This is a genomic window from Acinetobacter nosocomialis NIPH 2119 (assembly GCF_000368085.1).
Lineage (GTDB): Bacteria > Pseudomonadota > Gammaproteobacteria > Pseudomonadales > Moraxellaceae > Acinetobacter > Acinetobacter nosocomialis.
Genome location: NZ_KB849239.1, coordinates 1425294 through 1452183, shown reverse-complemented (window position 1 = coordinate 1452183; position 26890 = coordinate 1425294). Strand labels below are relative to the sequence as shown.

Sequence of the window (26890 nt, the reverse complement as noted above, 5' to 3'; positions counted from 1 at the left end):
TGTACAACTGTACCTTACAAACAAATCATTATTGCCACAGGTGAAGGCGCTAAAGCATCACTCTCTGCGTTTGATTACATCATCCGTTCTGGGCAGTAATATTTAGTCTCAAAACAAAAGAGCCAAAGGATCACCTTTGGCTCTTTTTTATTTTTTATGGTTTATACAAACCATGTTCAACTAAATGCTCTCGTAAAATACGACGTAGCTCTAGTACAGCTTGAGGTGTTAACTGAATAGAGTGTCCACCCGGAAGTACTTTCTCAGACTTTGCACCCTCTAAGTGAGCGCTCTTATAAGGAACAATACCATCGGTAATGACATTTGGATCATCGCTTTTAGTAATGTTACCCATAATTGAATGGAAGACTAAGCCTTGGTGTGGATTAATATTTTCAGTGAGTTCCATAAACTTAGATTGATGGCTTAAGTCACTTGGTCCATTTTGAATCAGACCATTATCAATGTTATTCAAGAAATCTTTAACATCTAGGTTTTCAGTGGTTAGTGATGTCGCTACAGCAGATAAAAAAGCTCCCGGCAAACGAATAATTTTACGAGCAGCTAAAGTAAACCATCGATCTGCATAATCTGTACCTCTGTGAGGTGATGCTAAGAAAATTGCGCGATCAAAGTTAGCAATTGAATGCATTTGCAATCGTTCAGTCACCATAGGATGTTTTTTGAAGCGGTTCTGTTGACGTACAGTCATTAGCTTCAAAGCTGGTTGAGTAATATCACCATCACTGACCAGTAAACGGCTAATAATACCTCCCATACTATGTCCCACAAGCACGGCATCATGTGCAGCAGGATCACTTGGGTTTAACGAACCGAACGCTTGTTTTAATAGTGCATAAATTTGGAATCGACTTTCTAAGATTGGCATATTGGTCGAGTAGAAAACTTGCCAAACCTGATAGTTATCTCTTAAAACTGTATCGCCCATCACATCGTTAGTAAGAGCAATCCATGCCTCGGGGCTACTTGCTAAACCATGTACCAACACAATAATTTTTTTGTTTGGATTATAAGGTTCGAGCATATATAAATGCGGCATGGTTAAATGCTGATCACGATCAATCAGGCTTAAATAAGCGGCTACACCTAAGTTATTTTCAGCTAACCATAAACCATAAGGAGCCGAGAAGTTGGCAGCTAAAGGGTATTGCTTACCAGCGACATTAATATTATCTGTTCGATAAGGATCATAAACCCGAATTACAAATTCTGGATCATTAATAATTTCTTCAACAGTTTTGGCTTTTTTAGGTTCGGCAACAATAGTTGCTGCTAAATAACGTGCATGGTGAATATTCGGATTCACACCATTTTTATAGCTGTAATTGAGGGGATCTAAAATGTATTCATTAGTTTCTTCTTTTTCTGAACTTGGAAAAACAGCAACAAATTCAGAACCGAAACCATCACGACGGTTGATTGTTCTTAAACCAGAAAAGTTTAAGTTATAACTTGAAATTAATTTTTCTAACTTTTGACCAGTTAACTGTCTATGAAACTCAAAGTCAATTGAGTAGACACTCTTACCAATATGGATTTGTGGTTCTACCACATTTTTTTTAGGGTATCTTAGATCATAAATACTCACCATTTTAGCAATGGCTTGATTATAAAAGTCTCGTATTTGAACTTGCCTATTATCAAAAATACGATCGGTCGGCTGACGTTTTGTTGAAAATAAGTAGGCATAACTATAACGAATGCTCTTATCGAGTAAGCTCAATTGTTGGTCTAAGCAATCGTCATATTTGTTCTGAATTGCTTTTTGTTCATCAGAGGCTTTGTGCTTAGTGAACCGACTAATTTTACATTCGGAAGAATCTGATAAAGCCATCGCTTTTGCCAGATACATTTCACTCGCAGCAGATAAAAGCTGCTCATCTAAAATTTGTGGAAGATTTTTAAGCTGATTAACACAGGTATCAGGGGAATCTGTACAAGTTTTGGCTTCTTGTCCTGACATAGACAAAACGTTAAGACTTGCTTCACTCAATTTATCTTGGGTAAGAATACTATTACGTTCGTTTGCAATAGTGACGTTGAGGGCCTGTTGCTTAACATTTACCACCTGACATCCACTCAGAATTGAACCGAGGAGTATGACCGTGAAGAGCGCTGAGTTTCTTTTTCTAACAAACATTATGGTCAAATATGTGGATCAGTAATATGCAGATCATACAAATTTTAAAGTATTTTTCAATTGATCAAATATAAAAAAAGGGCTGTCAAATCAGCCCTTTTTACTAAGTTTATACTCTTATTTTTTTGCTGGTGCAGTTGGAGTAGCTGGTGCCATAGCAGGGTTTGTTAAAACTTGCCATACATTCCAACGACCTTGTTTTTCAATTTCTTGAATCAAACGATCTGCAACTTCAGCTTCGTCAGGATATTTAACCTTGTAGTTTTTTAAGGTCTGAATCGCGTTTTTCTTTTGTTCCATTGCAATATAGTTGTTTGCAGCAGCTAAATATGCTTCTTGAACATCACCTTTAATGGCTTTGTCTAAGTATGGAATAGCTTCACGTTGACCACCACCTTCAGACAAACCAAAACCAAACCAGAAATTAGTTTCTGGATCATCTGGGCTAATTTTTAAAAGTCTTTGAGCATATTCTAAAGATCTAGTGGTATGGGCAGTACCTAAATCAAGGTTACGAGCAAGTACACTTGCTTTAAATGCTCGAATTAAAATATCAAATGAAGCATTTGGATTAGCGGCTAAAGTATCTAAACGCTGAGTTACTTCTTTGAGTTTGCTCTCAAAACCTTTACGTTCTTGACGATCAGTAAAGCGAGGCGGGTAGTGACGAGCTTTACCTTCAACAAGTTGTAAGAAGTCATCAATTTCAGTCACGTCAATTTCATTATCGCCAGCTAAAACTGCATACTTCATCGAACGTTGTGAATTATTGATGGTAGGTACAATCAGTTTATTTGTATCTAATGTAAGCGATTTAGTTGGATCGTCCTGACGAGTGACCACCATTTTAGTTACAGGCTGTGCTGCGGCATCTTTTAAAGCAACTTCAAATGCAGGTGGAGCATCATAATTAAATGGATTTAACGCATAAAATGGAGGAGTAAGCTCTGGTTCCTTGAAAACAAAAGGTTCGATTTTTTGTTCTTTTACAGGTGCCATTGTACACGCTGTTAAACTAGAAGTTGCAAGGATTAAATACGCCAATGGCTTAAAATTCATAGGATCTTCCGTTCATTTTAGTAAAGTCAGATTTGGTACAGCTAAGTCTAGGAAAAGCTAAACCCACATGCAAGGGTAAGCGTGTTACATTATGAATCAAGAATATTACGTTTTTGATGTCTTGTTTTGTGCACCGCATTCACGACGAACTTCTTCAAGAATTTTTAGCTCTTCATCACTAAAAGGCTGTTCATCTTGGCTTTCTTTTTTGAAAGTGGGGTCAAGTTCGGATAAGCGTTGGCACAAATTATTCATACGCGTTTCATTGTGCTGAATACGGTCAAGTAAAACTCGCATTCCTTCTAAAATTGGGTCAGATTGATCAGCAGTAGTCGCATACGGAGCAAAACCGATACTTTGTGCATAATCACGGCGGCGCTCTTCATCTTTATCTTTAGTTTTGTCGGCATCTTTATAAATATAGCGAGCAGGGTTTCCAACGGCTGTTACACCAGCGGGTACCGCTTTTGTCACCACTGCATTTGAACCGACTTTAGCACCTTTACCAACTGTAAACGGTCCTAATATTTTCGCACCAGCACCGACAACTACACCATCTTCTAAGGTTGGATGGCGTTTGCCTTTATTCCATGTAGTACCACCTAGAGTAACACCGTGGTATAGCGTTACATCATCACCAATTTCAGCAGTTTCACCAATCACAACGCCCATACCATGATCGATAAAGAAGCGTTTGCCGATTTTAGCACCGGGATGAATTTCAATACCTGTTGCAAAACGGCTAAATGACGAAACAAAACGGGCAGTACCTTTGCAATCTTTTTTCCAAAGCTCATGTGCAAGTCTATGCAAGAGCAAAGCATGAATACCTGGGTAAGTGGTGAGTACTTCGAGTGTATTTCGTGCAGCAGGATCTCGCGCGAATACAGCCTGTATATCTTCTTTAAGCTGTTTAAGCATTGGATTGATCCTCCTTGTCCGATGATGCTTTTTTCCATTTGCCGCTTGTGAGGGCTTGAACTCGACTAAAAATACCGCGAAGTAAATGATATTCCATACGATCTAATTGTATACGACCAAATAAACGACGCAAGCGTAAAGGTAATAAACGTGGATTTTCTGGATCTAAAAATTCAATTTCAGTGAGCATTTTTTCCAAATGAGGATAAAACTCTTCCATTTGCTGCTGAGTGACTAAAGGCTCATCCCACTGCATGCTTTGACCTTGAGCAAGTGGCATTTGCCCATCATCAGAAACTGATTCTTTTTGCTCTAATACCGACATGCGAAGTTCATAACATACGACTTGAATCGCTTGAGCAACGTTAAGTACACCATAGTCTGAGTTTACAGGAATAGTAAGGTGATAGTTTGCTAACGCCAATTCTTCATTGGTTAAACCGCGGTCTTCACGTCCAAAAACGATCGCAATCTGTTGACCTTGTGAAGCTGCCTTAATTGCTTCTTTTGAAGCAGGGCGCACGTCAAGCAAAGGCCATGGAATAGTACGACTTCGCGCACTCGTTCCAAAAACTAAATGACAGTCTTTAATGGCGTCTTCGAGTGTTTCAACAATTTCAACTTGTTCTAATAAATCTTGTGCACCAGCAGCAAGCGCCTGAATATCTGGATGTGGATAGGTTTTTGGTGAAACCAGAACTAACTTACTCAAGCCCATTGTTTTCATTGCGCGTAAAGCACTGCCAATATTAGCTGGTAAAGTGGTATTGACCATGACAATACGCACTTGTGCTAATTGTTGTGACACGGCGGTGTCGTCAAACAAACTCATAAGATTTCCAGAAATTACGAATATTGAGAAACTTCGCTTTGGTATGAATCCAACGCATCATCAATAGTCATGTCCACAGGAGGTGAGGCAACAGGTTGTGGACGAACAGGTTCTGCTGCTTTAGCTGCCTTAGATTTTACCTGATATTCAATATGAATATTATCTTTACCAAAGTAATCTCTTAGTTTGGCAAGTAGTTCATCTAAAGGTGCGACTTTCCACTGCGGCCCAAGCTGAAGCTCAGCCTGAGCATAGGGTTGGTCAATCTGTAGTTGTATTGCAATATGCTGATGCATATCGACATTACAATAAGGCAATAATATATTTTGTAGATCTTTTGCCAAACTTGGTTGCATTAAATCATTAGTTAATTTGATTTGAATACTATTGGCACGTTTTTGTCTGATTTCATTTAAGCTAAATGCTTTGTTCAGACGTCCCATTGGACGATCAAAGCCTTCACGCTCATAAATCTCGCCTTCAAAGACAACTACACGCTCAACTTGAATAATATCTTTAAAGCGCTGGAAACGTTCGTGGTTACAGCTGACTTCAATACGTGCCGTTCCGTCATCAAGTACGATAACAACACGGTTCGGGAAATTCGCTACGTCAAGGACGAGTCCTGCATAAACTGTTGTTACACCGCGGCGAGTTGCGGTAATTTCATTAAGTTTTGCAGGAATAAAGGCTTTGAGTTCTTGGCGGTACACATCAATTGGGTGACCCGTTAAATACAAACCAAGTGTATCTTTTTCGCCTTTAAGACGAACCTCATCACTCCATGGCTTAACAGGTTTAGCTGGTTTACGTTGAACTTCTTCAACTTCACCAAATAAGTCCATAATACCGCTTTCACGGTTACTACGTGCCTGTTCAGCTGCTTGTACGGCTTCAGGCAATTGAGCCATTAAACTTGAACGTTCAATACCTAAACAATCAAGCGCACCAGCACGGATAAGTGCCTCTAAAGTTCGTTTATTGATTTTTTTCAAATCAATACGGTGGCAGAAGTCGAATAGGTCAGTATAAGGCCCTTGTTGACGACGTGAGTCAATAACAGACTGCATTGCCTGTTCACCAACACCTTTAATTGCACCTAAACCATAAACGATGGTTTTATCATCACTGGCATGGAAATGATAAGTCGACATGTTAACTGACGGAGGTAAGACCTCAAGTCCATTATTTCGACAGTCATCAATCAAAAATACGACACTGTCAGTGTTCTGCATTTCCGATGACATTACCGCTGCCATAAATTCGGCAGGATAATGAGCTTTTAACCATGCTGTATGGTATGCAACAAGGGCATAAGCAGCTGCGTGAGATTTGTTGAAACCATAGCCTGCGAACTTTTCCATATAGTCAAAGATATGGTTGGCTGTGCTTTCGTCAATGCCTTTTTGTCCAGCACCTTCAAGGAAGATTTGGCGTTGTTTCACCATTTCTTCAGGTTTCTTTTTACCCATTGCACGGCGAAGTAAGTCAGCGCCACCGAGTGTATAACCCGCACAAATCTGTGCAGTTTGCATTACCTGTTCTTGGTAAACCATAATCCCGTAGGTTGGCTCTAATACGCCTTCCAGCAATGGATGAAGATATTCAAAATCTCCACCATGCATACGGTGAATAAAGTCAGGAATCAGGTCCATCGGGCCCGGACGATACAAAGACACGAACGCAATAATTTCTTCGAATTTACTTGGACGTGCTTCTTTAAGCATTCGCTTCATACCGACGGATTCAAACTGGAATACCGCGGTTGTATTTGCATCGGCAAAGACAGAGTAAGCTTTAGGGTCGTCAAGAGGGACGTGTGAAATGTTTAAAGGGTCATTGCCACGGTTTTTATTAATATTTTGAATTGCATCTTCAATAACCGTTAAGTTACGTAAGCCCAAGAAGTCGAATTTTACGAGACCTGCAGCTTCTACGTCATCTTTATCGTATTGAGCTACACGGTTCGTACCGTCTGCATCACAAAGTACTGCAGAGAAGTCAGTAATTTTACCTGGCGCAATAACAACACCACCGGCATGTTTACCTGTATTTCGAGTAATACCTTCTAATTTTAATGCCATTTCCCAAATTTCACTGGCATCATCATTATCTGGGTTTGAAGGGTTGGTAACGATATCTTTAAGCTGAGGTTCCATCTCAATAGCGGTTGCTAAATCTACACCGAGTGGTTTAGTTGGAACCATTTTTGAAATACGGTCAGCTAGACCATAAGACTTACCTAAGACACGGGCAACGTCACGAATCGCACCTTTTGCAGCCATGGTACCGAAAGTTGCAATCTGAGAAACTGCTTCACGTCCATAAGTACGTGATACGTAGTCAATAACACGGTCACGACCTGCGATACAGAAATCGACGTCAAAGTCGGGCATCGATACACGTTCTGGGTTTAAGAAACGTTCAAAGAGCAAGTCATAACGAAGAGGGTCAAGGTCGGTAATTTTTAAGCTATATGCAACCAATGAACCAGCACCAGAACCACGGCCTGGCCCTACAGGGACGCCATTATTTTTGGCCCATTGAATGAAGTCCATGACGATGAGGAAGTAGCCGGGGAATCCCATTTTAAGAATGATTCCAACTTCATAATCAATTCGCTCATCATATGGCTTACGAATTTCTGGCCAGTCTTCACCACGTTTTTCAACTGGGTAAAGATAGTTTAAACGCTCTTCCAAACCCTCTTTTGATAAGTGTTCAAAATAGGTGTCGATGGTAAAACCATCAGGAATTGGGTACTCAGGTAAGAAGTATGTGCCGAGTTTTAAGCTGACATTACAGCGTTTAGCAATATGATAGGTGTTTTCAATAGCACTCGGGATATCTGAAAACAGCTCAATCATTTCATCTGAAGTTTTGAAATGCTGTTCAGGACTATACAAACGTGGACGTCGGTCATCTGCTAAAACATAACCATCTGCAATACATACACGTGCTTCATGTGCTTCGAAATCTTCTTTTTCAACAAAGTGCACATCGTTATGAGCAACTACCCCAATATGATATTTAGCTGCTAACTTGGCAGCTTCTTGAATAAAATCTTCTTCACCGGCACGATCAGTACGTGTTAAAGCAAGATAAACTCGATTGCCAAACTTTTCGATCCATTCTTCAAGTAAGGGTTCTGCTTTTTGCGGATTAGATGAGCAAAGCATTTGCCCAACATCACTATGTTGGCCAAGTAAAACAATAATATCTTGATGCTGCTCTAGAACCCATTCTTTTTGTACACAAGGAATACTGAGTTGCTGACCTTCAATAAAGCCACGCGAAACAATTTCAGTCAGTCCTTTCCATCCGATATCGCTCATTGCAAGCAAAGTTGCACGATGCTGGGCATCATTAAGACGGATTGTGCTACCCAAAATAGGCTTAATACCTTTCTTGAGGCAAGAGTTATAAAACTTTACAGCAGCATGAAGGTTAGATAAGTCGGTAAGTGCCAGCGCAGGCATTTCATCCTTTACAGCAGCCTTGACCAAGTCGGGTATGCGAACAATCGACTCTGTAATCGAAAATTCTGTGTAAATACCGAGATGAACAAACTGCATAAACCAATCCTTAATGCGACCGAAGCATAGTTTAACACGCAAAGTTCAAACGAAATGCTTAATATTTTGGCAACTGTTATGGATTTTAGTATTTAAACAGAATGTTGAGAACACGAAAGTAGAGGATTGATCAAAGATGTTGCGTCTTTTGAAGCAGGAGAAAAGAACCAGCCCAAACTGATTTGGGCTGGTTGAAAAATTTAGTACTGCCAGAACATGCGTTGAATTTCTTTAGCATCATTCGTCTTAGTAAGAGCTAAAGCTGCAAGAAGACGTGCTTTTTGTGGGTTTAAGTCATGAGCAGCTACCCAACCATATTTATCATCAGGTTGTTCAGCATTACGTAATACGAAACCTTGTGGTACACGTGATGAACGGATAATTTGAATACCGTCTTTATCATGAAGTTTTTGTAAAGTTGGAACAATATAGTTCGCAACAGAACCGTTACCTGTACCTGCATGGATAATCGCTTTAGCGCCAGCTTTTGCATATGCTTCATAAGCGTCAGGAAGCATAGAGTCTGAACCGTAAACGATTTGTACGAGTGGAAGTGCATCGCCTTTAATATTTTCAATATTAAATTCTGAAGCATTTGTAAAACGTTTAACAGACTGTCTGAACCAGTATGGTTTACCTTCAACTAATGTACCTAAAGCACCCCATTGGCTAACAAAAGCATTTGTATGAATGTTAATGCCTTTAGTTACATCACGTGCAGCAAAAATAGAGTCGTTCATGAGAACCATTACGCCTTTATTTTTTGCTTCATCAGAAGCTGCTAAAGCAACTGCGCTATAAAGGTTAAGTGGTCCATCTGCTGAAAGTGCAGTTGAAGGACGCATAGAACCAACAACAACAATCGGCTTGTCAGTGTGAACAACAAGATTTAAGAAAAACGCTGTTTCTTCTAAAGTATCTGTACCGTGAGTAATTACCACACCATTAACAGATGGCTTTTTAACAAGGTCGTTTACTTGACGAGCAATTTGTAATAATTCCTTGTCAGTAATACTTTCAGAAGCAACCTGTAATGCTTGAATACCACTCACATTTGCCAAATCTTTGATTTGTGGCACTGCATTGATTAAAGCATCAACTGGAACTTTTGCTGCTGTGTAAGTTGCACTATTTGCTGAGCTTGCACCAGCACCAGCGATTGTACCGCCAGTAGCAACGACAACAACGTTGTTTTTTGCGTAAAGAGGGAGAGAGCAGGCCAATAAGCCCATAGCTAAACCGAAAGATTTAACAGTTTTAGTCAACATCGAAAATATCCTTATGAAGTGACGAAGTAGAAGTTTGCTGAATACGCCTGCTTTTCCTAAGCAAAATACATACCATGTAAAACATATTCGCAACTTATTTGAATAAGAAGCATCCCTGAATATCATTTTGTTTCAACAACAATCATTTAGTCATTGCTCTTATTCAGCGCTAATAAATATCATGAAAAAAATAAAAAATCTATTAAGTTTTTCTAATTTATCTCTCTTTTTTTACTTTTTTATATAAAGATTACAAATGACTTTTTTATTATTATAAAAATAAAAAATAATAGGGGTTTTTAAAGTTTTATTTACCAGATGATAATTTTATATTGTTGATTTTTAATGTTATAGTTAAAATTATAAATAATATTAAAATTCATATAGTTAAACTCAATAATAATTTCAGTTATTTAATATAAATAATAAACAATAAATTGAATTAAAAAGTAAGCATTTGATCTATATTTTTAAAAATATAAATTTTGATTGTTTGGTTTTTATTCTTTTTTTAAGGTTTAAAATTAAGAAATTTAATAGGAACTAAAACCTATTATTGAGTTCATTATTTAATATAAAAATGTCGGTAAATTTTTATTGTTTAATTTTAGAATAAAAAAAAGAGCAATTTTATTGGTCATATAAAATTGCTCTTAGTTGGGAGAGTGGGAGAAAAGAGAAACTTAAGCGATCGTTTGTTCTTGTGTTGTTTTAATTAATACAGGTTCTGGCGACTCTTCAATATCAGCAACTTTGTCACCTTCAAGTTTTGCCACAACTGCGGTAGCAATACTATTACCAACCACATTTGTAGCGGTGCGGCCCATATCTAAGAATTGGTCAATTCCAAGCAATAACAAAATGCCAGCTTCAGGCAAATGGAACATCGTGAGTGTTGCTGAAATTACAACAATAGAAGCTCTCGAAACACCTGCAATACCTTTACTTGTTACCATAAGAGTTAACAAAATTAAGATTTGCTGGGTAAAGCTCAAATCAATGTGGTAAGCCTGAGCAATAAAGAGTACCGCAAAGGTGGTATACATCATTGAACCATCAAGATTAAATGAATAACCTAAAGGTAAAACGAAGCTCGTCACTTTTTTAGGCACACCGAACTTATTTAGGGCGTCCATAACTTTAGGATAAGCTGATTCACTAGAAGCTGTAGCAAAAGCAAGAGTTACAGGCTCACGAATTAACTTGCCTAAACGGAAGATATCTTTTTTCAGTACGATTGCACCCACCGAGAATAAAACAACCCAGAGTAATAAAAGCCCAAAGTAGAATTCTGCAATTAAAATTCCGTAGTCAACAATTAATCCTAAACCTTGTACTGTAATTGCAGAAGCAATCGCTGCAAAAACTGCTATAGGTGCAAATTTCATGACGTAATCAGTAATACGGAACATAATTTTACTGAGTTCATCTGTTAGACGAATAATAACGGAGTCTTTTTCTTTACCCTGATTGACATATGCGAGTGCTGAACCAAAGAAAATAGCAAAAACAAGCACTTGTAAAATATCATTGTTTGCCATGGCTTCTGCAATACTGCGTGGAAAAACATGGCTTAAAAATGACTGTAGTGTAAAGCCAGTAGTCGCTGGGAGCGAGGCGCTACTGAGTTCTTGAGCTGTTGGTAATACTAAATTTAATGCCGCGCCGGGTTGAAAAAAATTGACTAAACCCATACCGATGGCTAGTGAGACAAATGACGCAGTAATAAACCAAGTCATTGACTTAAGCGTGATACTACCAATAGAAGTTGATTTACCCATAGATACAATGCCAGACACAATTGTGGCAAATACCAGTGGTGCAATAATCATTTTGATGAGACGTAAAAAGATATCTGTGACGATATTGAAATAAGAAGCGATTTGCTTCAGTTGCTCACCTTCATTAAAGAAGTGGTGACAGATCCAACCTGTCAATACTCCTAATAAAATAGCAACCACAATATACTTGAGCAATTTCTTTTGCTTCATATGAACCTCTATCCTTTGGGTTCAATCATCTTTTAGATGGGCTAGAGATGATTGAAAAGCTTTCCTTGTAAGTTCAGTTCGGTCCGTTAACTGATTTCATCTTCCTAAATCTGCATCAGTGTTAACCGAATCGAATATGGTGATGTTGTTATGGAAAGGGATTGTTGCTCGATTTTGAAGCAGTGTGAAATGCAAAAAAATATCAACTCATGCATTTTTTGCATAATAGCGAGAAGAGAAATACAGGAAAAATATAAGAATTTAATCGAATGGTAAAAAATATTATTTTCTTTTTAAGAAGAGACTAGAATGAGTTTGTTTTATAAAAAACATATTTGAATCAATATGCTAAGTTGTTTTTTAAGTATGCTTAAAATGAAGTGGGTAAGTTTTTAACTACGTGCATAAATGGTATAAAAATAAAAAAGGCATCTTAATTAGATGCCTTTTTTAATTATGCATTTTTTAACGGCGATTTGCTAAGAAACGACCTAAGCGACCAATTGCTTCGCGTAATTCATTTTCTGCAGGTAAGAAAACAACCCGGAAATGATCTGGTGTTGGCCAGTTAAATCCCGTTCCTTGTACTAAAAGTACTTTTTCGGCACGAAGTAAATCTAACATTAGCTTTTCGTCGTCTTCGATTGGGTAAATGTTAGGATCAAGTCGTGGGAAACAATACATTGCACCTTCTGGTTTTACACAGCTTACCCCAGGAATTTCATTTAACATTTCCCATGCGATATTGCGCTGTTCATATAGACGACCACCCGGGCGGATTAAGTCATTAATGGATTGATAGCCGCCAAGCGCAGTTTGAATTGCATATTGAGCTTGTACGTTTGCGCATAAACGCATAGAAGCTAACATATCTAAGCCTTCAATATAGTCTGCCGCACGACTTCTATCGCCTGTGATTGCCATCCAACCTGAGCGGAAACCAGCAATACGATAAGCTTTTGATAAACCATTGAACGAAATACATAACTGATCGCCAGCTAAAGAGGCAACCGAAACGTGCTCAATTCCGTCATAAACAATTTTGTCGTAAATTTCGTCAGCAAATAAAATCAAATCGTATTTCTTGGCAAGAGCCACAATTTGTTCAAGCACGTGGCGTGGATATACCGAGCCAGTTGGGTTGTTCGGGTTAATAATCACAATACCACGGGTATTTGAAGTAATTTTACTTTCAATATCGGCAATATCTGGATACCAACTATTTTCTTCATCACATTTATAGTGAATAGCAGTACCACCCGAAAGATTAACGGCTGCTGTCCAAAGCGGATAGTCCGGCATTGGAATTAGCATTTCATCGCCATCATCAAGTAGACCTTGCATAGCCATTACAATAAGTTCAGACACGCCGTTACCGATATACACGTCATTAACGTGCATATTTAAGATACCTTTTTGTTGGTAGTACTGGCAGATCGCTTTACGTGCAGGGAAGATACCTTTTGAGTCAACATAGCCAATTGCATTTGGTAGGTTTAAAGCAACGTCATTAATAATTTCTTGTGGTGCTTCAAAACCAAATGGAGCAGGGTTGCCGATATTTAGCTTAATGATTTTATGTCCTTGCTCTTCCATTTCATTGGCGGCTCGTAATACAGGTCCGCGAATGTCATAGCAAACATGCTCAAGCTTCGATGATTTCTTAATTTCCCGAGAAGTTGGCATGGATTGGAGAGTAGCAGTATTTTTAGACATAGCTGGGTTCACTTTTGCATATCGGTATAAATAACTTTTAAATGTTTTAACCGTTACCAAATTTAGATCATGTTGATCTTTTAGTAATTCAACAATTTTTTCATGGGTAAAACCCGATTGCTGATACTCTTTGATAACTGGTAATAGTTGCTGGAAAAGCACACTTTTTTTCTGAGACATGTTTTGTCCTATACAACCGTGCCAAACAAGAATAGCACCATCTTTGCTTCCTTGAAAGAAAATAAAGCATAAATATGCTTACTTTTGTTTTTGTACTTTGCTTACTTTTTGCTTTCCATAGCTTAGATGATTAAATTCCAACAAATTTTACGTTCAGAGACTAGTGTTTTTTTGATGAATGGCGTAAATATAAAATACGATTATCAATTTATGTTTACATCAGAATAAAAGGTGCATGTCATGGGAAAAGTTAATAAAACAGACCGGGAATGGCAAAGAGAGTTATCACCAGAAGAATATCGGATAACACGACAAAAGGGCACTGAACCAGCTTTTACGGGGCAATACTGGAATACTAAGCAGCATGGTACTTATGTTTGTCGTTGTTGTGGCGCGGAATTGTTCTCGTCAGATGCAAAATACGACAGCGGTTGCGGTTGGCCAAGCTTCTTTCGCCCAGTAAATGGAACCGTTATTGATGAACATGAAGATTTAACACATGGTATGGTCAGAACTGAAATTGTTTGTCATGATTGCGAAGCCCATCTTGGGCATGTTTTTGAAGATGGACCACAGCCGACAGGTTTACGCTACTGTGTGAACTCGGCATCATTACAACTTAAAACACAAGAAAAAAATGACGAGGAAACTTATCCATGAGTAACATTTATCAGTTTGAAGCTGAATTGTTAGAAGGTGATATTAAGCAATTTGCTGATTACAAAGGTAAAGTTTTATTAATTGTAAATACTGCCAGTAAATGTGGTTTTACTCCACAGTTTGCGGGCCTCGAAAAACTTTATGAAAAATATAAAGATCAAGGTTTGGAAGTTTTAGGTTTTCCCTGCAACCAGTTTGGTGGGCAAGATCCAGGAAATAATAAAGAAATCGGGGCTTTCTGCCAGCGAAATTATGGGGTGAAATTCCCTATGTTTGCCAAAGTCGATGTGAAAGGGCCTGAAGCTCATGTGATTTTTAGATATTTAACACGTGAAGCAAAAGGAATTTTGGGAAGTAGTAGTATTAAATGGAACTTTACCAAGTTTTTGGTTGGCAAAGATGGTTCAGTTTTAAATCGTTATGCACCTACAACTAAACCAGAGGCATTGGAAGCCGATATTGAAAAAGCATTAGCGGGCTAATCGATTCAATGAACGCTATTCCTCAACCTTTCGAGTTTTGGCAAGATCGGCGAATGCCATATGTTGAAACTCGAAGGTCGTGTTTTAGCCGAACATGTTATAAGTCTCATAGCCATCCAACATTTTCAATTGGTGCTGTAGACGAAGGGAATAGTATTTTTAAAAGTTCTTTTAGCACTGCGCAAGAGATCTCCGCGGGTACTTTAGTTATTGTACCCGCCCATATTGAGCATTCTTGTAATCCTAAGCCAAATATGGCTTGGAGTTACCAAATGTTGCATTTAGATCTGACTTGGTTAAGCCAGTTATATTCAGAGTTTCAACAGCAAGGTTTTGATTTGCATCTGCCACAGCATAAGCCGATCATTATAAAAGATGAAACTTTATACAAAGCTTTTACTGAAATGAATAAGACACTTTTTGATACGCAAAAGCTAATTCTTGAAAAGGAACAGGCGCTTTTTGATTGTCTTATAGATTTATTATTGCCTCATTTTATTTTAGAAGAAATACAAAAACCGCAGTACTTATATAGAGATTTTCTAGATTTAGTTAATGTAATTACCTCTTCTGAGGATTTTATTTCTTTAGAGGTACTTGCCCAGCAGATTGGTCTGAGCCGTTATGCGATCATACGGTTATTTAAAGCAAATGTCGGTCTAACACCCCATGCTTTTCAAATAAATTTAAAAATTAACCAAGCTCGAGAACTCCTTAAACAGGGAATTTCACTCGCAGAGCTGGCCGTCAACTTAGGTTTTAGTGATCAAAGCCATTTTCATAAAGCTTTCAAAGCGCATACAGGGGTAACTCCTCGGCAGTTCCAGCTCGCAGCCGCGCAATAATTTACAAGAAATTGTTTAGCTCTATTTCTAAGATTTTCCAGACTGTTTTATAGATGAAGCCGTTATGGAAGTTTTTTTAGTTATTGCATTTACTCATTTTTTGGCACTGTTATCACCGGGTCCAGATTTCTTTTTAATTCTCACTAGTCTTTTGCAAAAAGGGCGCCGTTATACCTATGGTGTTGTTTTGGGCATTACTTTCGGAAATGCTTTAATTTTAGCTGCATGTTTATTTGGTTTTATGCTGCTTGGAGATTTGAGCAGTAGCATTCTTACATTATTGAAATGGCTTGGTGCAGCTTATTTAGTTTATTTGAGTGTTCTTTGCTTTAAGGCAGCCAGATCTAGTGTTTTATCTTTTTCATCTGAAGACAATAATTTAAGTGATCAAGCCAACCTTAAGAAAAACAAAATTAAAAGTTTAATGTTAGGTGTGCAGTCTAGTCTTCTAAATCCTAAAAATATTATGTTTTATAGTAGTTTGATGCTGCTTATACAATATAAGTTTAGCTTAATTCAAAAACTGCTCATGAGTGTATGGATGGTTGGAGTTGTTCTTGGTTGGAATATTCTGCTGATTGGATTACTTGCTCAGGGGCGGGTTTTAGACAAAATTAAGCGCTCTGCGACAGGTTTATACTATTGTTCTAGTATTGCTTTTATTATTTTTGCTGTGCTTTTGATTACCTATAAATAGTGTTATAGCCCAGTTGTACAACCTGAGTAAAAGGCTGTACAACTAAGTAAGAAGAAGCTTACAGAATCGCTTTTAAACGTTTAACCACTTCTTCACATTGTGCCAAGTCTGCCACTAAAGCCATACGTACATGGTTGGCTCCTGGGTTACCTTGTTCAGTGTCACGAGATAAATAACGACCCGGTAAAACTTTAATGTGTGCTTTTTCCATGAGCATCTTGGCAAAAGTTTCATCATTATCAACTTTTAGCCAATAGTAAAAACCAGCATCAGGTTTTTGTAATGGAAGCAAATGGCCTAGTTCAGATTGGAATAAGTCAAATTTTGCACGATATTGCTTACGGTTTTCTTCAACATGATTTTCATCATTCCATGCAGCAATTGAAGCAAGCTGATGTTGTACGGGCATTGCTGCACCGTGATAGGTACGGTATTGCAAATATGGTTTTAACAAATCAGCATCACCAGCTACAAAACCTGAACGCATGCCCGGTAAATTTGAGCGTTTTGAAAGTGAATGGAAGACGATACAGTTTTTGTAGTCATCACGGCCAAGTTCAGCACAAACTTCTAATAAACCTGTAGGGGCTTGGTCAAACCAAAGTTCTGAATAGCATTCATCAGAAGCAATAACAAAATTATATTGATCAGATAGGGCAATCAGCTTTTTAAATTGCTCTTTAGAAAGTACAGTACCTGTTGGGTTGCCCGGTGTACATACAAAAAGAAGCGCTGTCTTTTCCCAAACTTCTGCTGGTACCGCGTCAAAGTCACCTAAATAGCCATTTTCTTCTGTGCAATTAATAAAGTATGGCTTTGCACCTGCGAGTAAAGCTGCACCTTCATAAATTTGATAAAACGGATTTGGCATCACCACATAGGGTGCATCTTCACGGTTAATCAAAGCTTGAACAAAAGAGAAAATACCTTCACGTGTACCAGATACAGGTAAAATATGGTTTTCAGCACTAATACTATTAAGTTTAAAGCGCTTAGTTAACCACTCTGCAATACTTTGGCGAAGCTCAGGTAAGCCTTTGCTGTTTGGATAAGTGGATAGATGATTAAAGTTATCAATAATAGCCTGTTTAACAAACTCTGGTGCTGGATGCTTAGGTTCACCAATTGATAGTGGAATCAAGGGAAGGTTAGCAGGGGCAGTATCCTTAAAAAGTTGGTTTAACTTTTCAAATGGATACGGATGTAATAACGACAAGCTAGAGTTCATTAAACAGTTACCAAGTAGTTGAGTTTCAGTGCTGACAAATTTGATTAGATGCTTCATCTAATGCAGCTTTCAGTTTTTCCGAGAAGAGTTTGACCTCTTCGTTATTCAGCGGTTTGCCATCTTTTTTGGTGACAAAGAAAATATCTTCGGCACGTTCACCTAAAGTTGCGATTCGGGCTGAATGGATGTCTAAACCTTGCATCATAAATAAACCACCTACACGTGCAAGTAGGCCAGGATGGTCAAGTGTTGAAATTTCGACCATGTTTTGCTGTAAAGCTTCATTCAATGTAACGTCGACTGTATTTTCAATATCGAAGTGACGTAATTGACGTGGAATACGGCGTTGCATTAGCCCAGGGTATTGGTCTGGTTGGCTAAGTGCCTTCACTAATGCATTTTTAACAGTTTCTTCGCGTTCTGGGTCGGTAAGTAATGTACCGAAACGATCGAGTACAACATAAGTGTCTAAGCTAAATGCTGTACTTGCCGTGATAATTTTTGCGTCTTGAACGTCTAGGTTCATTCGGTCTAAAACAGCAACGGTTGTGGCAAAGAGATTAGGTTGATCGCGTGTATAAATAAAGATTTGCACAGCATCCTGAGCTGCTTTACGGTGAGCACGCAAGAGGACTAATGGCTCCGGATTATCGCCGTGTTTTAAAATTGCTTGTGTGTGCCATGCAATTTCGTCTGCTGACTCTTTAATGAAGTATTCATCACCAAGTTCTTGCCATACTTTTTCGACATCAGCCAATGCAAAGTTATTTACAAGTAATTCACTTGCTGCAAATTTGGTGTCTTCAATCAGCATTTGATAGTCAACAGGACGACCTAAACCGGTACGGATTACATCACGGGCATGGGTATAAAGCTGACGCATAAGTGATGCGCGCCATGTATTCCAGAGTTTTGGATTCGTCGCATTAATATCGGCAACCGTCAAAGTATAGAGATAATCAAGATGCTCCATATCACCAAGTTTTTCTGCAAAATCTTTCACGACATCCGGATCAGAAATATCTTTTTTCTGAGCTGTGAGTGACATGAGTAAATGGTTTTGAATCAGCCATGCAATTAATTTGCATTCACGCTCTGTAAAGCCATGTGCACGTCCAAACTCGATTGCATCTTCTGCACCAAGTTCACTATGGTCACCACCACGGCCTTTTGCAATGTCGTGGAATAAAGCAGCAATAAAGACAATATCTTGACGGGCAAGACGTTGGAAAACTGAGCTTACCACAGGGAATTCTTTGGCAAATTCAGGTTCTCTAAAACGATTTAAATTACGTAGTAGTAATAAGGTGTGAGCATCGACCGTATAGATATGGAATAGGTCATATTGCATAAGACCCATAATTTGCCCAAAAGCAGGAATATAGTTTCCTAAAACACCATAACGTTTCATCGCAACTAAGGTATCGTATAGACGATACGGTGAGCGAATAATCGACATAAACAGTGCTTGGTTCTCTGGGTTATTACGGTAACTTTGGTTAATTCTTTTTGCTGCAAGAATAAGTAAGCGCAAAGTTCGAGCACGAATACCTTCGATATCTGGTCGATTCGCTAAAATATAGAACAACTCTAAAATCGCACTTGGATGTTCTGCAAATATTTTATGATGCTGTACGGCAAGTTTATTATCGACAATTTTAAAATGATCGTTAACAACTTCAATTTTGCGTTCATAGTTGGGGAGTCGAGGAGTAATGACAGACTCACTAAAATACGCCAGCAACATTTCATTCAGTGTTGAAACCTGTTGTGCCGTACGATAGTAGCGTTTCATGAATTGCTCAACGCCATAATTTACAGGTTGGCCTTCTTGGCGCACATATCCAAATTTAGCGGCAATTTCCCTTTGGTGATCGAAAAGCAAACGGTTTTCATCACGTTTGGCTAAACGGTGTAAGTGGTGACGGATTTCCCAAAGAAAACTTTCTGCTTCTTCTAAAACACCCAATTCAAATTCTGAAATAAAGCCTAAATGTACTAAGTCATAAATACGGTTTACACGGAAGTGGCGTTTAGCAATCCAACCAATCTGGTTAATATCACGAATACCACCTGGTGCATTTTTAATGTCAGGTTCTAAATTACTTTCAGTATTGTTGTGTTGGTGGTAACGCTTGGCTTGTTCTGCCATTTTTGCGTCATAAAAGGTTTTATCTGTCCATGTCTGTGAAACAATGCGGCGAGGCCATCTTGCAAGTTGAGTATTACCTGTTATTAAACGTGCTTCAATGAGTGTAGTTGCAACGGTTAAATCGGTAGCGGCTTGTTCAACACAGCTTTGAATGGTACGAACGCTAATGCCGGGTTTAAAGTTTCCCACATCCCATAAAGAAGAAATAAAAGTAGAGATGCGTTTTTCATTTTCTTCGTTAATTTCATGTTCTGATAGGATCATGATATCGACGTCGGAATAGGGCAGCATTTCACGGCGCCCATAACCACCTACAGCAAAAAGACCCAATTCAGTCTGATCAAGTTCAGCATGTTTCCATAAAAAGATCAGTGCTTCATCAACTAAATCTGAACGAGCTTTAATAATTTCACGAATAGATTGCCCATTTTCATATGAATCTTGCAACTGTTTTTCTACATCCGTTCGCCACTGATTAATGGCTTTAATATCATGATGACTTGAGACATAGTTCAACAATGGCGATGTATTGATCATGAAAATGGGTCTACCAATAAGTAAAAATTAAGAATTTGTTTGAACGCTTACTTGATCAGCGGTTTCTTTCGCTAAAGTACGGGCAAGATCAGTATTTTCAGCACGAGCCGTTGCCACACCCATACGGCGACGTTTGAAACCTTCAGGTTTGCCAAATAAACGTAAGTCAGTATCTGGGTGAGCTAAGGCTACATTCAGATTGCTATAACTTAAATTATTAGCATCAACTCCAGCATAAATTACGGCACTTGCGGCAACACTGTGACGTGCTGTGTTTACAGGTAAACCTAAAATGGCACGGGCATGTAATTCAAATTCACTTTGATACTGAGACGCTAAAGTTACAAGTCCTGTGTCGTGTGGACGAGGGGAAACTTCACTGAACCAAACTTTATCACCCTTGATAAACAGTTCTACACCAAAAATACCACAGCCACCAAGTGCTGTTGTCACTTTATTTGCAATACGTTTTGCTTCTTCAAGTGCAGCAGGTGTCATTGGTTGTGGTTGCCAGCTTTCTACATAGTCGCCTGCATCTTGGCGGTGACCAATTGGGTCACAGTAGTGAGTTTCAATTTCACCGGTTTCAGGGTTTTTAGCACGAACGGTAAGTAAGGTAATTTCAAAATCAAAATCAATTTGAGATTCAATAATGACAGTGCCTTGGTTAACACGACCACCTTGCATTGCATATTCCCAAGCCGCGTCGACTTCATCGAAACTTTTTACGCGAGACTGACCTTTACCTGAAGATGACATGACTGGTTTTACAAAGTTCGGATAACCAATATCATCACAAGCTGCGCGGAAACTTTCTAAAGAGTCAGCAAAACGATAAGCAGAAGTAGGTAAACCAAGCTCTTCAGCAGCAAGTCGGCGAATACCTTCACGGTTCATGGTGAGGTTTACAGCTTTAGCAGAAGGAATGACAGTTGCTGTTTGGTTAGCTTCAATCTCAAGCAAAACTTCTGTCGCAATCGCTTCAATTTCTGGAACAATTAAATTCGGTTTAACTTTTTCAATGAGCTGTTTTAATTGAGTAGGGTCAGCCATGTTTAACACATAAGAAAAATGTGCAACTTGCATAGCTGGTGCGTGATCATAACGGTCGGCTGCATGTACTTCTACACCAAGGCGTTGTAGGGAAATTACAACTTCTTTGCCAAGCTCTCCTGAACCTAACAATAAAACTTTAAATGCAGAAGATTGAAGTGGGGTACCGAGTGTCACGCTCATGCGAATCATCCTGACAAAATTATTTTTTTAAGCATAGCAGAACTTATGGTGGAGTTAAGCCTTATAACGCATAAAAAGATGAATTTTGTCAGACAATGAGGTAAGTCGTTTTTAAACGTTAACTTGATAATTTAAATGTAATTCATCTGCGTTTTGACCACGGATACCCCAATTTTCTTTAGGGGTTTCGAAAATTGTGATTTCAATGTCTTGAGGATTAATTCGGCAATACTGTTGAATATTACGAAATAAGGTTTGGATTAATCTTTTCTTGGCTTCGGTGCTTCGGCCAGTAAACATTGAAAGTTCAATAATAACGTAGTGCTGGCTTCGATCTGAAGGATAGATAAAGTTTTCTGGTTTAAGGCTAATAAACCTTTGAAATCTTTTCTCGATTGGGTATTTCAACTCTTCAATGAGCGCTTGATGAATCGCATGAGAAAGCATTTCTCGATATTGCATGATGGTTTGTTCATTTGCATAAATTTTAACTTGTGACATTTTTATCTCTAATCGCTAGATGGTGTTATCTTTTAATAAATTTCAAAAATGAGTTTTTCATGCTAGAAGTCATTATTCTTAATCACTTCTAGCATTTATATATTATATAAGGTTGATAAGTTTATCTATTTATAAAGGTAAATAAGTATAGATAAGGCCATAAACGAGTGCAGCAGTTAACGTCGCAGGAACAATTTTCTTAAATTTAAAATAAAGACCTGCTAAAACCAGAAAGCCGATGAGCATTGCTAAACTTTTATCTGGATTTTTAAGAAGTGGTGGCAGGGTGGCAACCACAAGCATTGCACTAATTGCAGATATACCAATACTTCCTAAAGCAATTTTTATCCAGACAGCCCCACGTTTTTGATGAGTACCTTGTAGTTTCTGTATAACAAAAAATGGTCCGAAGCGGGAAGCAAAATTAGCAATACCCACAATAATACCGACCAAAATAATTTCTAAGTTCATATTAGGCTTCAACCTCATCAAACTGTTTCAGCACATAATGTTTAAATAGACCTGCTAAAATGCCTGAAAAAATACCAATAAAAATAGCAGCAGATAAGTTAATCCAATAACAGGCCAAGGCTGAAACGATTAAGGATACACCGACGACTAAAGTATGTTTACGTTCAAAAGCCGCGAGTAAAAAACTTAAAAATAAAGCAGGTAATAAGAAATCTAAAGCTGCTTGTAAAAACTTTGGAAGGTGAGCGACTTGATCTGCAAATAGCCCACCTAACAATGAACCACTTGCCCAAGACATCCAGCTGAACAGACTTAAGCCTAACATCCAAGATTCAGACCATTGCTGCTTGCGCTGTGAAAGCTGAATCATTCCACTCGCAAAAACCTCATCTGTAAGGCCCCAAGCCCAAACAGCCGTCTTTTTTAAGTTCAGTTTATTTGGAATTAGGTTATATAGTGCTGGACCATAAAGTACATGGCGAATATCAAGTGCAATAACCGTTAGGGCAGTTAGCCAAATAGAGGAGCCGCTTGCTAAAAGAGCCACCACTAAAAATTGGCTAGCACCTGCATACATTGAACATGAAAGAAAAAATGCTTCCCATGGGCTAAAACCAAATTGAGATGCAGAAACGCCAAAGGCAAAAGAAACCGGTAAATAAGTAAGTACGATGGCTTGACTATCTTTGGCACCCTGCCAAAAAGTTGCTGTTTGAGCAGCCATCTGTTGTTGATTTGACACAAGACACCTTGGCAGTAAACCAATTATAAAAACTTGAAAGATTGAGTATTGTAGCCGAATTTAATAGCATAGTGCCGAAATGTTTAATTCGGCAGTTTGATATGTTCAAGTCAAAAACTCGTTTAGTTTATATCGCCATCCTGAGTGCGAGCGTATTTATATTGCAAGGCTGTGATAATGGAAATCAGAGCACGGATAAAAAAGTTGAAATTAAACCAGCGCCGAAATTAACCAATGATGCAACGGCCTATGCAAACAAAGCATGGACACTCATTAATACCGTTGATCCTTTAGTCTATGGAAAACAGCTTAGTCAGATAAATGATAAAGTTCGTAAACCACTGCGTCAGCTCAGTACGGATTGGCGTATTAATGTGAAAATGACGGATTCGGTCACTGAAGGAAAATATGCGCTTTGCCGCAAAGCCTTAACCAGTTTAGATGTGTGGGCGAGAGAAACTGTGGAAAATGCAAATTCTGTTGCTCAAAAACAGGCTGATTATGAGCGTGATAAGCAGCAATGTAAGGACGCGATTGATAATCCTAATTTAGGAAATACATCTCCGAAATAAAGAGACTACATATAAAAAAGCGAGATTTTAAATCTCGCCTTTTTATATCCATAAATTAATCAATATTAATTATGGTTTTGTTGCGGTTTTAGCAGTGTTCGCAGTTTTTACAGCATCTTGTTTCATTTGATGAGTAGCTTGATTTGCTTCTTGTTTAGCGTGAGTTGCGCTAGTCATTGCAGCATGTTTCTGCTCATTCATATCTTTTTTAACATCTGTTTTTGTTTTTTCAGCTTCTTTTTTTGCTTTTTGAGCAGTAGTCTTGCCGCTTACAGCAACACATTTACCGCCTTTATGATGTGGTCCAGTTCCTCCTTGGAGTTGAGTTCCTTTTGGACATGCAAATGCCGAAACACTTAACATTGCCAATACGCCAGCTGTAAGAATTGTTGATAATTTTTTCATGTTAATCAGCGCCTTGTTGAGTATTATTGCTCAGTTTGAGTGTAAGATGAAAATTTCTGTTTTGGAATACTTATTTTGTGAAATAGAGTTTGAACAATGTTTTATTTTGCAGTGTTATCTGATTTTTTAATTTAATTTTAAGTTTTTATTATATAGCACCTTTAAGTATGCGATTTTGCAATTAAATTTAATTTTTCAATATCTAAAATCTCAATTTTTCTAAACGAAATTTTAATAATATTTTGTTTTTCTAAAAGGTTTAATTCATAATTAATGGTTTGTCTTGAGACGGTTAGCATATTAGCTAATTGGTCTTGGGAAATATGAATTTGTCTTTCTTGGACAATAAGATGATTGCCGTAACCCTCTACAATAAATAAAAGACGTTGAGCAAGTCTTTGAGAAAGACTGCGTGTTTGTATCGCAATCTGTTCTAAAAAAACGTACCTGAGTTTTTGGCTGGTTAAGCGTGCAAAATAGTACCAATAATAGGGATTGTCTTTGAGTAAGTCATTTAATGGTTTTGCAGGAATATGTAGAACTGTACTTTTTTTCAAAGCAATCGCATCGTGCGAACGTGGTTCATAGTCAATTAAAGATATTTCACCGAACCACATAATCGGCTCAGCAATTGCAGAAAGTGCTTCATTACCATTTACATCGACATAACCCAAGCTAATTGAGCCTTCAAGGACGGTATAAATACCATCAAACTCATCTTGAGCGTGGAAAACGTAGCTATTTTTTTCAAAAGTAATTTGCTTGCCATGTTCTAGAATAAACTTTTGGAATGCTTCCGGAAGCACACTAAACCATGTGTTTTCTTTTAATCGGTTAATATAAATAAGATCCAATATCAGCCCATCCATGAAAAAATTCATTACTTTGTCAAATAGCTGACAACTTTAAATTTTCCTTATTTGTACAGTATGACTATAGTTAGGTGAATAGGGAATAACTCATGTCAAATCTGGAACAGAAACTGAGCCAATATGCGGCTTATCATTTAAACCATCAAAATATTTTGACGCACTTTATCGGTATTCCACTCATCGTGTTTTCAATTTTATGTTTAACTGCGAAAGCTGGAATCGATATTGGTAATTTTAAAGTTACTTTAGCTATGGTGCTGATTGTAGCTAGTACAGTTTACTATTTATTTTTAGATAAAGTTTTTGGCTTAATCATGCTCATGATATTGGTAGCTGTGTATCCATTAGCCAGCCAAATTGCCGAGCTTCCTTTAAAACAATGGTTGGCAGCAAGTATTGGCTTCTTTGTAGTGGGATGGGTGTTTCAGTTTATAGGTCATTATTTTGAAAAGAAAAAACCTGCTTTTGTTGATGATGTAATAGGACTTGCGATAGGGCCATTATTTGTATTGGCAGAATTTATATTTATGCTAGGTTTTAGAAAGCCTTTGCATGCGCGTATTCTACAAGAGGCCCGTAGTAAACGAGAGGCGATGGATTTAGGTCATTAAATATAAAAAAAGCCCCAATATGTTGGGGCTTTTTTTAGCTTTAACTTAAACGTTAAAACGGAAGTGCATTACATCACCGTCTTGAACAACGTAAGTTTTACCTTCTAAACGCCATTTACCAGCTTCTTTAGCGCCGTTCTCACCGTTGTATTGTACAAAGTCATCGTATGCAACAACTTCAGCACGGATAAAGCCTTTTTCAAAGTCGGTATGAATCACACCAGCTGCTTGAGGAGCGGTTGCACCAACTTTTACTGTCCAAGCACGTACTTCTTGTACACCAGCAGTGAAATAAGTTTGTAAACCTAAAAGCGCATAACCTGCACGAATAACCACGTTTAAGCCAGGTTCTTCCATACCCATTGCTTCCAAGAACTCAGCACGATCTTCATCTTCTAATAATGAAATTTCAGCTTCAATCTGGTTGCAAAGAGGAACAACGATAGCGTTTTCTTCAGCCGCAAGTTTTTTAACTGCTTCTAAGTGTGGGTTGTTTTCAAAACCATCTTCTGCAACGTTTGCAATATACATAGTTGGTTTTAAAGTCATTAAACCAAAACCACGAACTAATTTACGCTCGTCATCAGATAAATCAGCTGCACGAGCTGGTTTACCTTCGTCAAGCAACGGTTGAATTTTTTCTAAAACTGCTTTAGTTGCTACAGCTTCTTTGTCACCGCCTTTAGCTACTTTAGTTAAGCGTAATATTGCTTTAGCAACAGTTTCAAGGTCTGCAAGTGCAAGTTCAGTATTAATAGTTGCAATGTCGTCTAACGGATCAATTTTACCATTTACGTGAATGACGTTTTCATCTTCGAAGCAACGTACAACATGAGCAATCGCATCAGTTTCACGAATGTTAGCAAGGAACTGGTTACCTAAGCCTTCACCTTTTGAGGCACCAGCAACAAGACCTGCAATGTCCACAAATTCCATTGTAGTTGGCAAAATACGCTGTGGTTTAACAATCGCAGCAAGTTTGTCTAAACGTGGATCTGGTACAGGAACAATACCTGTGTTTGGTTCAATGGTACAGAAAGGGAAGTTTTCCGCTGCAATCGCTGCTTTCGTTAATGCATTGAAAAGGGTAGATTTCCCTACGTTTGGCAGACCAACAATACCGCAATTAAAACCCATGAAAACCACTCACAAATGTGTAAATTAAAAATTGTTGCT

General features: G+C 38.2%; 23 protein-coding genes and 1 pseudogene. 7 read left to right on the top strand and 17 right to left on the bottom strand.

The genetic code is table 11. The features are described 5' to 3' along the window. Positions 1 to 99, top strand: a pseudogene (locus F984_RS22780) (FAD-dependent oxidoreductase); the annotation flags it as partial. Positions 100 to 154: 55 nt separating this feature from the next. On the opposite strand, the gene F984_RS10820 reads toward F984_RS22780, so the two are convergent. The 8 genes from F984_RS10820 to F984_RS10785 form a co-directional block, all read right to left on the bottom strand. Continuing rightward, on the bottom strand, positions 155 to 2161 hold the full coding sequence (locus F984_RS10820) for an esterase/lipase family protein (RefSeq protein WP_031944771.1): 2007 nt from the start codon (positions 2159 to 2161) through the stop codon (positions 155 to 157). Positions 2162 to 2278: 117 nt separating this feature from the next. After that, positions 2279 to 3220, bottom strand: a complete 942-nt coding sequence (locus F984_RS10815; RefSeq protein WP_004709249.1) for an ABUW_2363 family tetratricopeptide repeat lipoprotein — start codon at positions 3218 to 3220, stop codon at positions 2279 to 2281. A 105-nt stretch (positions 3221 to 3325) separates the two neighbouring features. Beyond that, complete coding sequence (cysE, locus tag F984_RS10810; protein ID WP_000917698.1) at positions 3326 to 4141, bottom strand: serine O-acetyltransferase; 816 nt, start codon at positions 4139 to 4141, stop codon at positions 3326 to 3328. Beyond that, positions 4134 to 4973 (bottom strand): RNA methyltransferase, encoded by an 840-nt coding sequence (locus F984_RS10805; protein WP_004709247.1) that lies wholly within the window; start codon positions 4971 to 4973, stop codon positions 4134 to 4136. Before F984_RS10805 ends, cysE begins: the two co-directional genes overlap by 8 nt. A 14-nt stretch (positions 4974 to 4987) precedes the next feature. Further along, on the bottom strand, positions 4988 to 8548 hold the full coding sequence (gene dnaE / locus F984_RS10800; protein ID WP_004709245.1) for a DNA polymerase III subunit alpha: 3561 nt from the start codon (positions 8546 to 8548) through the stop codon (positions 4988 to 4990). A gap of 200 nt (positions 8549 to 8748) precedes the next feature. After that, a complete protein-coding gene (locus tag F984_RS10795) occupies positions 8749 to 9816 on the bottom strand; it encodes a type II asparaginase (protein ID WP_002050061.1) in 1068 nt (355 codons plus the stop codon). A gap of 683 nt (positions 9817 to 10499) precedes the next feature. Continuing rightward, a complete protein-coding gene (locus tag F984_RS10790) occupies positions 10500 to 11807 on the bottom strand; it encodes a dicarboxylate/amino acid:cation symporter (protein ID WP_002049955.1) in 1308 nt (435 codons plus the stop codon). Positions 11808 to 12272: 465 nt separating this feature from the next. Then, positions 12273 to 13703, bottom strand: coding sequence for a pyridoxal phosphate-dependent aminotransferase (locus F984_RS10785; protein ID WP_004709244.1), 1431 nt, complete (start codon positions 13701 to 13703; stop codon positions 12273 to 12275). Between the two features lie 240 nt (positions 13704 to 13943). Here F984_RS10785 and msrB point away from each other — a divergent pair, with 240 nt between their 5' ends. The 4 genes from msrB (at position 13944) to F984_RS10765 (ending at position 16387) form a co-directional block, all read left to right on the top strand. Next, the gene (gene msrB / locus F984_RS10780) at positions 13944 to 14363 is read left to right on the top strand and encodes a peptide-methionine (R)-S-oxide reductase MsrB (protein WP_002050224.1); all 420 of its coding nucleotides are present in this window, start codon (positions 13944 to 13946) and stop codon (positions 14361 to 14363) included. Then, complete coding sequence (locus F984_RS10775) at positions 14360 to 14845, top strand: glutathione peroxidase (protein ID WP_002050111.1); 486 nt, start codon at positions 14360 to 14362, stop codon at positions 14843 to 14845. Before msrB ends, F984_RS10775 begins: the two co-directional genes overlap by 4 nt. Continuing rightward, positions 14845 to 15690, top strand: a complete 846-nt coding sequence (locus tag F984_RS10770) for an AraC family transcriptional regulator (protein ID WP_025467801.1) — start codon at positions 14845 to 14847, stop codon at positions 15688 to 15690. Before F984_RS10775 ends, F984_RS10770 begins: the two co-directional genes overlap by 1 nt. A 64-nt stretch (positions 15691 to 15754) precedes the next feature. Beyond that, on the top strand, positions 15755 to 16387 hold the full coding sequence (locus tag F984_RS10765; protein ID WP_004709240.1) for a LysE family translocator: 633 nt from the start codon (positions 15755 to 15757) through the stop codon (positions 16385 to 16387). A 58-nt stretch (positions 16388 to 16445) separates the two neighbouring features. Here F984_RS10765 and dapC read toward each other — a convergent pair whose 3' ends face one another. The 6 genes from dapC to F984_RS10735 form a co-directional block, all read right to left on the bottom strand. Continuing rightward, positions 16446 to 17615 carry a succinyldiaminopimelate transaminase gene (gene dapC, locus F984_RS10760; protein ID WP_025469314.1) on the bottom strand — a complete coding sequence of 390 codons (1170 nt, stop codon included), beginning with the start codon at positions 17613 to 17615 and terminating at the stop codon, positions 16446 to 16448. A gap of 25 nt (positions 17616 to 17640) precedes the next feature. Then, positions 17641 to 20304: a [protein-PII] uridylyltransferase gene (glnD, locus tag F984_RS10755; RefSeq protein WP_004709237.1), complete on the bottom strand. Its 2664-nt coding sequence runs from the start codon at positions 20302 to 20304 to the stop codon at positions 17641 to 17643. 27 nt (positions 20305 to 20331) lie between these two features. Continuing rightward, positions 20332 to 21549, bottom strand: a complete 1218-nt coding sequence (purT, locus tag F984_RS10750) for a formate-dependent phosphoribosylglycinamide formyltransferase (RefSeq protein ID WP_080631553.1) — start codon at positions 21547 to 21549, stop codon at positions 20332 to 20334. A 102-nt stretch (positions 21550 to 21651) separates the two neighbouring features. Then, entirely contained in the window at positions 21652 to 22041 is a 390-nt protein-coding gene (locus F984_RS10745; RefSeq protein WP_004709235.1) for a tautomerase family protein, read from the bottom strand. A 129-nt stretch (positions 22042 to 22170) separates the two neighbouring features. Then, positions 22171 to 22512, bottom strand: coding sequence for an L-valine transporter subunit YgaH (gene ygaH, locus F984_RS10740; RefSeq protein ID WP_004709233.1), 342 nt, complete (start codon positions 22510 to 22512; stop codon positions 22171 to 22173). Position 22513: 1 nt separating this feature from the next. Beyond that, positions 22514 to 23236, bottom strand: coding sequence for an AzlC family ABC transporter permease (locus F984_RS10735; protein ID WP_023188365.1), 723 nt, complete (start codon positions 23234 to 23236; stop codon positions 22514 to 22516). A 119-nt stretch (positions 23237 to 23355) separates the two neighbouring features. Here F984_RS10735 and F984_RS10730 point away from each other — a divergent pair, with 119 nt between their 5' ends. Then, positions 23356 to 23826 (top strand): hypothetical protein, encoded by a 471-nt coding sequence (locus F984_RS10730; protein WP_002050258.1) that lies wholly within the window; start codon positions 23356 to 23358, stop codon positions 23824 to 23826. Positions 23827 to 23895: 69 nt separating this feature from the next. Here the strand turns inward: F984_RS10730 and F984_RS10725 are convergent, their stop codons facing one another. Continuing rightward, positions 23896 to 24231: a hypothetical protein gene (locus tag F984_RS10725; RefSeq protein WP_002050113.1), complete on the bottom strand. Its 336-nt coding sequence runs from the start codon at positions 24229 to 24231 to the stop codon at positions 23896 to 23898. 161 nt (positions 24232 to 24392) lie between these two features. After that, positions 24393 to 25100 carry a Crp/Fnr family transcriptional regulator gene (locus F984_RS10720; RefSeq protein ID WP_004709228.1) on the bottom strand — a complete coding sequence of 236 codons (708 nt, stop codon included), beginning with the start codon at positions 25098 to 25100 and terminating at the stop codon, positions 24393 to 24395. A gap of 92 nt (positions 25101 to 25192) precedes the next feature. Between F984_RS10720 and F984_RS10715 the strand changes: the two genes are divergently transcribed. Beyond that, the gene (locus F984_RS10715) at positions 25193 to 25714 is read left to right on the top strand and encodes an Mpo1 family 2-hydroxy fatty acid dioxygenase (RefSeq protein WP_004709226.1); all 522 of its coding nucleotides are present in this window, start codon (positions 25193 to 25195) and stop codon (positions 25712 to 25714) included. A gap of 45 nt (positions 25715 to 25759) precedes the next feature. On the opposite strand, the gene ychF is transcribed toward F984_RS10715, so the two are convergent. Beyond that, entirely contained in the window at positions 25760 to 26851 is a 1092-nt protein-coding gene (gene ychF / locus F984_RS10710) for a redox-regulated ATPase YchF (RefSeq protein WP_002050104.1), read from the bottom strand. Positions 26852 to 26890: the final 39 nt, after the last annotated feature.

Coding starts and splice junctions, on each gene's coding strand:
- F984_RS10820 (WP_031944771.1), bottom strand. CDS start 2,161: ATGTTTGTTAGAAAAAGAAACTCAGCGCTCTTCACGGTCATACTCCTC.
- F984_RS10815 (WP_004709249.1), bottom strand. CDS start 3,220: ATGAATTTTAAGCCATTGGCGTATTTAATCCTTGCAACTTCTAGTTTA.
- cysE (WP_000917698.1), bottom strand. CDS start 4,141: ATGCTTAAACAGCTTAAAGAAGATATACAGGCTGTATTCGCGCGAGAT.
- F984_RS10805 (WP_004709247.1), bottom strand. CDS start 4,973: ATGAGTTTGTTTGACGACACCGCCGTGTCACAACAATTAGCACAAGTG.
- dnaE (WP_004709245.1), bottom strand. CDS start 8,548: ATGCAGTTTGTTCATCTCGGTATTTACACAGAATTTTCGATTACAGAG.
- F984_RS10795 (WP_002050061.1), bottom strand. CDS start 9,816: ATGTTGACTAAAACTGTTAAATCTTTCGGTTTAGCTATGGGCTTATTG.
- F984_RS10790 (WP_002049955.1), bottom strand. CDS start 11,807: ATGAAGCAAAAGAAATTGCTCAAGTATATTGTGGTTGCTATTTTATTA.
- F984_RS10785 (WP_004709244.1), bottom strand. CDS start 13,703: ATGTCTCAGAAAAAAAGTGTGCTTTTCCAGCAACTATTACCAGTTATC.
- msrB (WP_002050224.1), top strand. CDS start 13,944: ATGGGAAAAGTTAATAAAACAGACCGGGAATGGCAAAGAGAGTTATCA.
- F984_RS10775 (WP_002050111.1), top strand. CDS start 14,360: ATGAGTAACATTTATCAGTTTGAAGCTGAATTGTTAGAAGGTGATATT.
- F984_RS10765 (WP_004709240.1), top strand. CDS start 15,755: ATGGAAGTTTTTTTAGTTATTGCATTTACTCATTTTTTGGCACTGTTA.
- dapC (WP_025469314.1), bottom strand. CDS start 17,615: ATGAACTCTAGCTTGTCGTTATTACATCCGTATCCATTTGAAAAGTTA.
- glnD (WP_004709237.1), bottom strand. CDS start 20,304: ATGATCAATACATCGCCATTGTTGAACTATGTCTCAAGTCATCATGAT.
- purT (WP_080631553.1), bottom strand. CDS start 21,549: ATGATTCGCATGAGCGTGACACTCGGTACCCCACTTCAATCTTCTGCA.
- F984_RS10745 (WP_004709235.1), bottom strand. CDS start 22,041: ATGTCACAAGTTAAAATTTATGCAAATGAACAAACCATCATGCAATAT.
- ygaH (WP_004709233.1), bottom strand. CDS start 22,512: ATGAACTTAGAAATTATTTTGGTCGGTATTATTGTGGGTATTGCTAAT.
- F984_RS10735 (WP_023188365.1), bottom strand. CDS start 23,236: ATGGCTGCTCAAACAGCAACTTTTTGGCAGGGTGCCAAAGATAGTCAA.
- F984_RS10730 (WP_002050258.1), top strand. CDS start 23,356: ATGTTCAAGTCAAAAACTCGTTTAGTTTATATCGCCATCCTGAGTGCG.
- F984_RS10725 (WP_002050113.1), bottom strand. CDS start 24,231: ATGAAAAAATTATCAACAATTCTTACAGCTGGCGTATTGGCAATGTTA.
- F984_RS10720 (WP_004709228.1), bottom strand. CDS start 25,100: ATGGATGGGCTGATATTGGATCTTATTTATATTAACCGATTAAAAGAA.
- F984_RS10715 (WP_004709226.1), top strand. CDS start 25,193: ATGTCAAATCTGGAACAGAAACTGAGCCAATATGCGGCTTATCATTTA.
- ychF (WP_002050104.1), bottom strand. CDS start 26,851: ATGGGTTTTAATTGCGGTATTGTTGGTCTGCCAAACGTAGGGAAATCT.